This window comes from Pseudomonas californiensis (assembly GCF_021147775.1).
GTDB classification, from domain to species: Bacteria; Pseudomonadota; Gammaproteobacteria; order Pseudomonadales; family Pseudomonadaceae; genus Aquipseudomonas; species Aquipseudomonas californiensis.
This window is the reverse complement of the sequence record NZ_JAGTPK010000064.1, coordinates 1-10,376: the sequence shown is the minus strand read 5'-3', so window position 1 is coordinate 10,376 and position 10,376 is coordinate 1. Positions and strand designations below refer to the sequence as shown.

Here is a 10,376-nt window from a genome sequence, read left to right as displayed (position 1 = left end):
GTTGTGAGGTTGTGAGGTTGTGAGGTTGTGAGGTTGTGAGGTTGTGAGGTTGTGAGGTTGTGAGGTTGTGAGGTTGTGAGGTTGTGAGGTTGTGAGGTCTTCTCATCCCATGTCAAGGTTTTCGTGTAAAATCGAGGTTTTACCCACATGCTCGAGGACTGAGCTTGGCTAAATTTCACGTCGACTCTATCCAAAAGTGGGAATCGTTCGAGCATGATGGAGTTAAATACGATCTCGGCCACCTGTCGTCGCACCTGGTAATCTTCAAGGCAGACAGAAAAGACTACGAATTCGTTGTGACTTACGGCCTCCACTGCTTCACGAAAGACAATAGCGGTACCAACATTCCGTACCAGTACGAAGACGGTCGGCATGGGCAAATGGTCTGCCTGGAACGCTACGAAGCCTCCAAGCAGCTCAAGAGCATCGTAGATAAGCTGGACGCCGCTACTATCTACCACACGGAAGGGGAACGTTTTTTCACCATGAGCGTGTTGAACAGCGCTACCGGCCTGCTGGAACCGTACAAAGTGTGCCTAGCATTCTTTCGCGAATTCCGCTTGCTGCGGATTCACGTCACAAGCGCGTATTTCGCACGCACTGGCGAAGGCTCACCAAATACCCCGATTAACAAAAAGGGGTTCAGTGTCTTCAAGATCGCTTTGGATACGCAAAAAAAACCTAAGGGCCGATGCCCCAAGGAAGTACGGAATCGGCCAAAGCCGTAAAAGTGAACTACCAGAAAAGGCGAATCCCGCTCTCTTGGCGGGATTCTCAGCCGTCGAATGCATGCGTTCGACGGGGCAGGACGCTGTTACCTGGCACTGGGCCATCTGAATGTCAGAAGCGGGGTGCGATCCGAAGATCCCTGTAACCACCCTGTGGTTCACGCCTAGGCGCAGTTAAATAATAGTCAATCCATAACACTTATGTCAATCATGCTATCTAATCCTAGATCACCTGGATTAACCTCCGATCATCCATCAGGCCTTTCATAAACTGACCCAGACAGCATCCAACTCATCGACCAAGCTGGCACTCTGAGTCTGCTCGTACTCAGCCTGCTCATAGAGGACCAAAACGTGGTCTTGGGCGTCCAGGACACACTCTATCTGCCACTGCTGTTCGCCGGAATGCCGCCTTGTGCGAAAATCCCACATCAAGCCGTACTACAACCTGCTGCGGGATTGCTTTCTGCTGCACACTTACCAGAGAGGGATTCCATTCCAATGGCTGAAGTCCAAAGCTGCCGGCGGCACCTTCTCCACATAGGCCAGCTCCCACGTACCGTCACGTCGAGACACCCAGACCGGCTTGCCGGCTAGCCGTGAAGCTGGCGCGGCGGACGGTGTGTCATCAATGGCTGATTTCTTCGGAATGTTCATTTTCGGAATTGCCATAACAAAGCCTCCAAGGGCTACATCTGAAAGAGCGACCAGCCTAGCGCAGTATTTACAAGCCAATTAGGTAGGGTTTCCGATTCGCTCAAAGGATCACTTCTTTTGGCTCATTACATGTCACGAGGTGGACTTGCCGTCTGTTAGTTGAACTTATCGTGCGATTTTTTCCGAATTCTGCTGGCTCCCCAAATAGCACTTGATCACTTGGCCTTTACAACCCATAGCTGATCAAGCCGCGTCGTGTAGCTCTGGCTCATTTGCTCACGACGCATCCCCCAGTCCGGAGTGACTGGTACCGAGCCTGTACGCAGCGTCCCGCGTCCCCACTTGCCGTTAATTGAATCCAAAGCGGCCATCAGCCGATCCGAAGTCGCCGGCTGGTTGACCGCGAACAGGTCATCGGTAAATTCGCCAGGCTGGCAAATATCCATCAGCAGCACTTCGGCTTTGCTGTACCTGTAGCCTGGTCGAAAAATCCGTGAAACCGCCTCGGTCGCGTATTGTGTCATCAGCCTAACGTCGTTGGTGGGGTAGGGGAGCTGCACCAGTGCGCCATTTGCGTACTTGGCCTCGTCAGGATTGAACATACCGGTGCGGATGCTCACCCGGATCTTTTTGCACACCGATCCCTGGGCGCGTAATTTCTCAGAGGCACGCATCATGTAGGTAGCCACAGCCTCTTTGATCGGCCCCAGTTCAGTTAATCGCTTGCCGAACATCCTGCTGCAGCAAATCTCCTGGCGTGGCGGTTCGACTTCGTCCAGCTCCAGGCACGCAGTGCCCGCGAGCTCGCGAGCCGTTTTCTCGATCACAACGCTGAACGTTTTTCGCAGCATCCAGGGATCGGCCATGGCCAAGTCCTTGGCCGACAGGATCTGCATGCCCTCAAGGTGCGCTTTCATTTTTCGACCGATGCCCCATACCTCTCCGACAGAGGTATTGCGCAGCACCCAATCACGTTTTACAGGGTCGCAGATGTCCACGACCCCGCCGGTGTGCGCTTGGAGACGCTTTGCGGTGTGGTTGGCCAGCTTGGCCAGCGTCTTGGTCGGTGCAATGCCCACACCCACGGGAATACCGGTGCAGCGATGGACTTTGGATCGTATCGATCTGCCCAGTTCGGTCAGATTGCCAGGCATCCCGGTCAGGTCTGCGAACGCCTCATCGATGCTGTAAACCTCGACTGCAGGGACCATGGATTCGATGATGGCCATCACGCGCTGGCTTAAGTCGCCATACAACGCAAAATTACTGCTGAACGACTGAATGCCGTGCCGGCGCAAAACATCCTTGATCTGGAAATAAGGAGCGCCCATTTTCACGAACGGTTTTGCATCGTAGCTGCGAGCAATCACGCAACCATCATTATTGCTGAGCACCACGATGGGAACCTTGGCCAGGTCAGGTCGGAACACGCGCTCACAGCTGGCGTAGAACGAGTTGCAATCGACCAGGCCAAAGACTGGCGCTGGCTTGTTACTCAAAGCTTGTGACGCCGTGTCGCACAACGCCCCATATCGACAGCTCTTCACCTTCCAGGATATGCCGAGGCGGATAAGCAGGGTTGGCTGACTTCAGCACCACATGGTCGCCCTGCAGGATGAGGATTTTGCACAGAGGCTCATTGTTCACTGCCGCAATCACGATGCTGCCACTGGACGGCTTTCGCGACCGATCTACGACCACCAGGCTGTCATGGAAAATCTTTGCACCCTCCATGCTGTCGCCATCGATCTTGGCCACGTAGATGTGAGGCGCACGCAAATCCATCAGCCGGTCAAATGAGAAGTCCTGTTCAATGTGGTCCGCTGCGGGATTGGGGAAACCGGCAGGGATTTTGAAGGTGTAGAGGGGAATGACCTTTCCCGACTCGCACAACCGACCGAGTATTTTGACGTTCATGGTGCGAACCTGGCTGAGAACAGAGTTAACTGTATGGACGTACAGTTAACGACTCAGCGCCTCAACACGTCAACTCAAGCCGACCAGCAGCACGCAAAGCCATCGCTGCACGCACTGAATTCATATGTCCACTCCCCATCATGAACCATCCTCATGTTCTCTTTTTAAGGGCTCTCGGGCTTGCAGCCCCTTGGGGGCCGCAGATATCTGATGTACACCGGATTGCACACCCGAGGCGCGGCCATCAGCAGGCTGACCTACAGGGGCCTGAACAGGTGGGTTAGCGGGTGAACGATCCTGCCGAGGTGGTACGGACATAGCCTTACTGCTGTCCCTGAGAACACTCACACTGGCCGGCCGGGAGACTTCCGTGAGGATGTGCGCGTAGCTGGCCACCGTTCTCACCGAAACGCCGGCGAGCGTTGCAATCGCAGCACGTACCAGTGCCTTGCCCTGGTCTTGAAGCTGCCGGCACGCGGCCCGTATCTTCGATTCTGTGGCTTTTTGCCGCAGCTCATTAGTGCGCTTGGCCGCCAGGCTCTGCCGTTCGGTGAGCGACAAGCTGCCATCGAGCTGCATGGCCCCTCGGTGGCAACGGCGATCACCGGTGTAGCGATCCCACGTCCAGCGGCCTACGGATTTAACCGTGGCGCGTATGGACGACAGGGGCAGGTTTTCCGAAAAACCCTGCTTTAGAAAGCTGTTGTGGTTGTAGGCATACGCATCGAGCGAGCGCATGAACGACTCGAACGAACCCAGCTCGCGCTCGCGATTGACGATGCTGTACGCAAAATAGCGCAGCTGCTCGAACAGTATGCAGTGCCGTGAATGGCTGACCTGGTCAAGCTTGGGACCAGTGGCCCAAGGCTTGACAGTCAACTCCACCGCGCCCGCCAGTTCGCCCAGTTCATACACGTGGTTGTGGAATTCGGTGGTCTCCCACCAGGGGTGACCGGGTGTTTTGGCCACAGGGCCACCGTGGTAGTCCACGTCCGCGTCGAGGCGAGCGGCAAACGCGGCATAGATTGCTTTCATGTACTGAATCGGCTTGGCCCGTGCGTTCTCGGTGGTGCACACGGACGGCACGGCGTAGAACAACTGGGAATGGCCGCTTTTGCGGTTGCGCACCATCAGGTTCGGCGCGGGCAACCCAGCATCGTCCCAAGCTAGGGCGTTGGCATGGTCCAGGTCAAACACCAGCCAGGACACCATGCCGGGGCGATTGACCTGCATATAGGGATAACGCAGCGCGTATTCACGAGGACGAACGCGGGTCGCGGTTTTGTCGTCACTGCACCGTGCCATGTACGGCGCTTCCAGCAATAACCGATTGAGCGCGGTGCCGTCTTCGAAAAAACGCGCCGGCGGAAGGTGTGTGCTGGTGGCCAGCGGATCGGCGTTGGCCGTGGGTGAGGTCGCTAGGGAAAGGCTGAGCGCATTGTCGTGGCTCATGCTTCACCGCCATTGCCAGCAGGTTGGCCAACGGCGTGAAAAGGTATGACACAAGGGGTCAGCTGGGAGGGCAGGGTGCGGTCATCGAGGACGCACAGCCGCTGAAGAATCTTTTCCATAAGTCCACCGTTCAGCGGTGAACTGAAGGCTTCACTTTTGACAGCTTGCACAAAGCCGCAGTGAACGCCATAATCAGCTCACGTTATGTGTGTTGAACAGGTGATCCCCTCTCTAAGGGCCTGTTCAAGATTTTCCAAAAAGCCCCGCCGGCAAGCGGGGCTTTTTGGTTTCTGCGATTCGTGAATCTACATCGTCGCTTTCCTGCAAATAAAACTGTGCCGGATAGTAGCATGGGGGCCTCTCGTTTCGCCTTACAAAATCCGTTGCTTTCAAAGAGCTAGGCCACTCGTCAGCACGGAGTGGGGCGCAGCTGGCCCAGGACGCGCAGGATTTCGTTTTCAAAGGCCACTTTCGATTCGAAGTCGGCCAGCCTTTTGTGACCCTCTGCAACGCACCTCAGCAAGCCCGGCAGGTGACCGTACTGGGGCGGCTCGTTGCCGTTCGTGACCAAGTAGCCTTTGTGGTACTGAGCGGCGATGTAACCCTGCGTCTCTAACGAGCGCAGCGCTTCACGCACAGGCATACGGCTGACCTGGAAGGCATTGGCAATGGCTTGCTGCGCAAGCCGTTCACCCGGTTCAAGCCGTCCATCCATGATGGCTTCGCGAAGCGCTTCTTCTATCGTCGCGCGGGGCAGCGCTACAGGCTGTGCAATGCCGAGGGCAATGGTTTCAAGCACGTGCTGCGCGTGCATTTTTTGCGTTCTGCGATCACTCATCTACGTCTCCTTTCTATGCGCGCAAACAGAACCCTGCGCCGGCGCGCCGGACTCGGCGCTGCGCAGGGTTAAGTGGTTGATTTCGTGGCTGCCACCTCGGGAACTTGAGGTGGCTGATTCAAGCGGCTCAGTCCATGCCCATGCCGTCTTCTTCATCGGGCGATGACAGCTCCGGTGTGCCGGCGGCTTCGGCCTGCCCCTTGGGCGTGGTCTCGGCCACTTCCCGATCTGGCGCGACCGGCTGCGCTGACCATTCGCGGCGGTTGACCGTCTTGTTCGTCACAGTGCCGTCCTCTTCAATGACCTGCACCACAACAGGCTGGGTGCCCAGGTCTTCCAGACGTACCGGGTCGCCTTGCTTCAGATCTGCATCGTTCATGGCCTTTCCCAGCCCTACGCCCCACACCGTGCGGGGCTTACCTCCTTCGGGCTTGAGCGTCACGAAGTAGCTCATCTGATTGTCATCATTGTGCTGATACGGTGCTTCTCCGTGCTCGATCAGCGTGCCATCGATGACGTTGCTCCTGGACGGGGCTGTCTGGCCCGTTGCTGCTTGAGGTGGAGGGAACAAACGGTCTTCCACCTCGTTGACTAGCTGCGCAGCCATCTCCGTGAGGTGGTCCAGATCATCGACCAACTTAGGCGAGTTTTCGACTTGCTTGTAAGCGGCGACGATGCTGGCCTTGAACGCTTCGCGGTAGCTGTCGTTTTCCATGTAAGCCGTGAGCATGGCAGCGGCTTCAGGGGTCTTGTCATTTGTCGAAATGATCCACACGGCGTGGTCTTCACCTCGCAAGCCCATGACGACATCAGAGGCCTTTACATCAGCTTCAGACATCGGGAAATCCCGACGCCATTGCGCTTCAAGCCTGACCAGCTCGCTGGGGCTCTGCAGGTCCGGGTCGTTGACCGATGCTGGTGTCTTAGCTGTGGCCGGCGCGGTGGAATTCGCCACAGGTTCCGGGCTCACTGGTGCCGTCGCTGGGGTTGTGGCTGCTGGCGTACTCACAGGCTCAGGGGCACTGGTCTGCGTCTCAGCCGTTGCCGGCGCGGTAGAATCCGCCGCCGGTTGCGCACGCTGCGCCTGCCATTGCGCAAACGCCTGGTCGCCTTTGGGCTGACCGCGTTCAGGAATGCCCAGGGTGATGGCCACCGTCTCCACGAAGGCAACGCGCTCCGACTCCGGCACGGTGTCCAACTGCTCGGTAAGCGCCTGGCTAACCTGCTCAGCCGTTTTTCCTTCTCCATACAGCGCCTCGATCCGCACCGTAACGCCCATCCGATCCGCCTGGTCGCGCACGTCTCGTGTGGAATCGTTTACGTGCCGGGTAAGGTCGTTGGCAGGACCAATGCTCAGACCTCCACGCTCAATCTCCAGCTCTGCGCGGCGATCTGCCAGGCTTTGATTCATGGCCTTGTCGGTGAAATGCACGTCCAAACCGTTCTTGGCCACCGCCTCGATCACCAGCTTTTTGAATTCAGCAGTGCCGTTGATCGTCAGTGTGCTGCCGAACCTCTCCCGGGCCAGCTGGAGTGCTACGGACACCCCGGCTTCGGTAATGCCCGTGCGGCGCATGGAAATGGCTGTGCCTGTGTCCACAAACAGGGTCTTGTCGGTCTGCTTGTCCAGGTAATGCACGTTCTGACTGAACTTGGCCTTACGCGTGTACAGGTCCTTGGCGCTCAGTTCACGGGCTCGCTCACTGGCGGCGGCGGGGTCAAGCTGTTTGGCCAGACGGTCCATGACCCGCTTCACCCGGTCACGCACGCCCTCAGGGCCTGGCCCCCTCGCGCCGCTGATGCTAAAGCCTGGGTCTTCCTTTTCATCGTCCAAAAGATTGCGTATTGCTGCACTGCCCATGAGATTTACCTCGATGTTGGGTTTCGGGTTGTGGAACTGTTCACGCGCTTTGAGCCGCTCGAACGTCAGCACGGAAACCAGCTGCGCCTTGTCTTGGCGGGTTAAGCGTTGATCGGAGAACACGGCGCGCCTGAGCGCGAAATACTGTTGATCGATACGGCGTATGGCCCGGCGATGAGCCGGCGCAATCTGGTTGTGCTGCGCTTCCCGGGTGAAGTACGCGGCCACCGTCGAGGCCTGCCTGTTAACGGTCAGGGCCTTGATCGAGGCGCGCTTGAACACCAGCGCCTTGTCTGTGGGTCTCTTGAGTGGATCGAACAGCATCCGTGCGCGCTGCTCGATGTCAGCCACCGTAGCGACTCGATGCGGGTTTTTGGCGTAGGGCGGGACGACAGACCCCGGCCGCCATTGGCGGGGAGGGCGAGGCTTGTCTGAAGTCCTGGGCCTACGACCGGCAGTGGATCGTCCAGGCGTTGCTGTCGCGGTCGCTGCCTTGGGCACCGACGCGACGGTAGGTGCTCGGTAGAACACCAGCGCGTTGTCAGAAGGCCGCTTGAGTGGGTCAAACAGGCGTCGGCCCCGCTCCTCGATGTCAGCGATGGTGGCGACACGGTGCGGGTTCTTCGCATAGGGCGGGACTACGCGTCCAGCTCGTACTCGGGCGTTTCGGGATTTTCCAGCTCCGGCTCGTCGTCGGCCTGTAGCGCCTGTAGGCGTTGCTGTTCCCGTTGTTTCCTGAGAAACGGCGGCAGTGCCGCTTCCTCCTCTTCCTCGCTCAGCTGTGGACCTGCTCCCTCTTCCTCGTCCTCCTCCTGGTACAGATGATCGCAATCCAGAATCTCCTCCTGGTTGCGACTGTCCCACGTGAACGTGTGCATCACTGGGCAGTAACACCGCACCGTCACGGCTTCGGGCCGATCCGGCTTGCCGGTGATCTGCCACATGGCTGACGGACAGGTCTTGCAGGCCATCGGCAGGTGCGGAAGTGCGTCGCCCCGCAGTTTCAGCAGAACTTCGCTGGTGATCTCTCTGTCGTTGCCCGGTGTGTACGTTGTCATTGTGTTCTCCATGGACTTGGTAGAATTTGGCTTCGCGATCAGCCAGTAGCCGAACACGATCTTCAGGGGATGCTTCGGAATACTGTTTGCGGAACTTGGGGGTGGCCTTGTTGACGTATTTGATTTCCCTCGCTCGCTGCGGCCAGGCAAGCAAGCGCTCCCGAATAACACTGGCTTCAAGCGGTGGTTTCTTGAGTTCGCGCCTGACAATAAAGTCATCCTGAAAGATGGTGTCTTTCAGATTCGTGCCCTTTGCGTCACCTGGCAACTTGACCGAAATATATTCAGTGTCCTTACCTTCATTACGGATGCGCGTCTCGCCGTGTTCAGCTACCAGTGCATAAAAATCGGCACGTGTAGTCACACCACGTTCTATGACCTGCTTGACCAAGTCCTGTTTGAACTGTCGGTTCTTGCCATAGAAGTCATCGCCCTTGTAACGGGACAGGACACTGGCCGCGTCGGTGATGTCCGCACGGACATTCTCACGAGGCGAAGACAGACCATACTTCTGGTTAATATGCTCCTGAAAAGCCTCAAAATACTTCTCATGATTTTTGTACACATCAACCGGATTGGCCTCATTGCCACTCAACAGGTTGATACGTGGGATAATGATGTGAATGTGAGGCTTGCGTTCAATTACGTCACCGGTTTTCCTGTCGGTGACCGTCTTCATTTTGGGCAAGTGCGCTTCGGCATACAGATTGAATTCTTCAGGCTTGTACGCATGCATAAAGAAGTTCTTGAAGTCGGTCGTCACAGCCTTGAGCAATTCAGGTGACACCGTGTCCTCTTTAAAGCTTAGCGTGAACGTGAGGTAACGATCTTGCCCATGATCCGGGATACTTTCGTAGATGGCCCTGGTCACGCTGAGCTGCCCCTCAATGATCAACCGATGGTCCAATTCATCACGCGTAAACTCTCGACCTGATTTATTGCCTTGTTCTAAATACTCCTGCGCTCCGGTGTTATAGCCACTGACTCTAATCAGCATATTCTACACCTGCTAATAAAATCGTCTCGATGACCATCAGCGTTTCAAACCACTTGTCTCTCACACTGTCGGTGATAATGCCCCTGTCACTCGCCGCTTTTGCAATGTAAGCCAACTGAGAAATATTGTTACCGGCTTTATTGACGATAAATACAATTCGTTTCCTAAACCCGGTAAACTCTCTAAATACAGGAGCTTTATTTAAAATCAGCTCCCTGAAAAAGGCTGATGCAGAACAGCCCGCCCGTTTGATCATGTCATCAAACTGGGCCATTTCGTCTTGGGTAAGTCGAAACCGGATGATGTGAACCTTTTTGCCGGATTCGTTAGGTGAGCCACGGTTGTCGTTATGGACTGACCTCGACGGTTTTGGCGGGGCAGTCTCGGGCAATACCGTGAGCAACAGTTGTTGAATAGCGTTCAGCTTATTAAGCCAGTGGAGATACTGCTTTTGATAAAGCGTGCCGTTATAGGGTGCCGAGTTAGCGGAGTAAGCAACTCGGTTTAGAGCATGTCCAGACTTTTCAAATACCTGCTGCATCCGCTTCTTGTCGATTGCGGACTGCTCGAAGGTAGGCGAGCGGCTGATCACCAGGTCACGAAAGAACCGGGCTGGCTTCAGGCCGGATTGCGCGATGGGCTCGGCAAACCGAGCGAACTGTTCATCCGTGAAACGGCATGACACGGCGCATGACTTGTTCACTTTTTCGGCCACAAGATCACCTCCTGGGGGCACCTGGAATGACGACAACCAACAACGACAACAACAAGGGGTTGTACGCCCAAACCCCAGATTTTTTTGTTGGACTGAATGACGGCCCCCAGAAAGCTTCGTCATCCCACATCCATTCCTTCAATTATTATATCG

Annotated in this window: 10 protein-coding genes; 2 read left to right on the top strand and 8 right to left on the bottom strand. The window is 56.3% G+C overall.

The genetic code is table 11. The features are described 5' to 3' along the window. The first annotated feature begins 164 nt into the window (after window positions 1-164). Window positions 165-728: a hypothetical protein gene (locus KDX37_RS28055; RefSeq protein WP_122228087.1), complete on the top strand. Its 564-nt coding sequence runs from the start codon at window positions 165-167 to the stop codon at window positions 726-728. Window positions 729-1,205: 477 nt separating this feature from the next. On the opposite strand, the gene KDX37_RS28050 is transcribed toward KDX37_RS28055, so the two are convergent. The 7 genes from KDX37_RS28050 to KDX37_RS28020 all read right to left on the bottom strand — a co-directional run bounded on the left by KDX37_RS28050 (window position 1,206) and on the right by KDX37_RS28020 (window position 8,511). Continuing rightward, window positions 1,206-1,400, bottom strand: coding sequence for a hypothetical protein (locus tag KDX37_RS28050; RefSeq protein ID WP_054096784.1), 195 nt, complete (start codon window positions 1,398-1,400; stop codon window positions 1,206-1,208). 200 nt (window positions 1,401-1,600) lie between these two features. After that, a complete protein-coding gene (locus KDX37_RS28045; protein WP_122318220.1) occupies window positions 1,601-2,884 on the bottom strand; it encodes a Y-family DNA polymerase in 1,284 nt (427 codons plus the stop codon). Then, window positions 2,877-3,302: a LexA family protein gene (locus KDX37_RS28040; RefSeq protein WP_002556085.1), complete on the bottom strand. Its 426-nt coding sequence runs from the start codon at window positions 3,300-3,302 to the stop codon at window positions 2,877-2,879. The genes KDX37_RS28045 and KDX37_RS28040 overlap by 8 nt, the downstream gene beginning before the upstream one ends. A 138-nt stretch (window positions 3,303-3,440) precedes the next feature. After that, entirely contained in the window at window positions 3,441-4,754 is a 1,314-nt protein-coding gene (locus tag KDX37_RS28035; RefSeq protein WP_122227674.1) for a replication initiation protein, read from the bottom strand. A gap of 409 nt (window positions 4,755-5,163) precedes the next feature. Continuing rightward, on the bottom strand, window positions 5,164-5,592 hold the full coding sequence (locus KDX37_RS28030; RefSeq protein ID WP_058418562.1) for a GntR family transcriptional regulator: 429 nt from the start codon (window positions 5,590-5,592) through the stop codon (window positions 5,164-5,166). Between the two features lie 127 nt (window positions 5,593-5,719). Beyond that, complete coding sequence (locus KDX37_RS28025; protein ID WP_319941726.1) at window positions 5,720-7,804, bottom strand: LPD7 domain-containing protein; 2,085 nt, start codon at window positions 7,802-7,804, stop codon at window positions 5,720-5,722. Between the two features lie 287 nt (window positions 7,805-8,091). Next, complete coding sequence (locus KDX37_RS28020; RefSeq protein ID WP_044423973.1) at window positions 8,092-8,511, bottom strand: hypothetical protein; 420 nt, start codon at window positions 8,509-8,511, stop codon at window positions 8,092-8,094. 322 nt (window positions 8,512-8,833) lie between these two features. On the opposite strand from KDX37_RS28020, the gene KDX37_RS29935 reads away from it, so the two are divergent. Then, the gene (locus KDX37_RS29935) at window positions 8,834-9,295 is read left to right on the top strand and encodes a hypothetical protein (protein WP_375233456.1); all 462 of its coding nucleotides are present in this window, start codon (window positions 8,834-8,836) and stop codon (window positions 9,293-9,295) included. 202 nt (window positions 9,296-9,497) lie between these two features. Here the strand turns inward: KDX37_RS29935 and KDX37_RS28010 are convergent, their stop codons facing one another. Continuing rightward, window positions 9,498-10,223, bottom strand: a complete 726-nt coding sequence (locus KDX37_RS28010) for a plasmid mobilization protein (RefSeq protein WP_122227680.1) — start codon at window positions 10,221-10,223, stop codon at window positions 9,498-9,500. Window positions 10,224-10,376 lie beyond the last annotated feature (153 nt).